The 436-nt window shown below is 57.8% G+C and carries 1 protein-coding gene; it reads left to right on the plus strand.

Going from position 1 to position 436, the window contains the following annotated elements:
- Positions 1-436: 4-(cytidine 5'-diphospho)-2-C-methyl-D-erythritol kinase (gene ispE, locus AC07RN_RS21285; RefSeq protein WP_478337265.1), on the plus strand; the 436-nt coding region annotated here is incomplete at both ends.

The raw sequence follows: 436 nt of genomic DNA on the forward strand, positions 1-436 counted from the left end.
CTGCAGACGCTGTTTCAGTTTGTTGATTATGGCGACACGATCTCCATTGAACCGCGTCAGGACGGCGAAATCCATTTGCTGACGCCGGTTGATGGCGTCGCCAGCGAAGACAACCTGATCGTGCGCGCTGCGCGGCTCTTAATAAAAGCGGCGGCAAATTCAGGGCGGTTGCCTGAGCATTATGGTGCCGATATTGGCGTCGAAAAACGTCTGCCTATGGGCGGTGGTCTGGGTGGCGGGTCGTCAAATGCGGCCACGGTGCTGGTCGTGCTGAATCATCTATGGGGCTGCGGATTTTCGCAGGATGAGCTGGCAACGCTCGGGCTGACGCTGGGTGCCGATGTGCCGGTATTCGTTCGCGGTCATGCAGCCTTTGCCGAAGGCGTTGGCGAGATTATTACCCCCGTCGATCCGCCGGAAAAATGGTATCTTGTCG

It is taken from the genome of Lelliottia sp. GFLA7 (genome assembly GCF_056490165.1).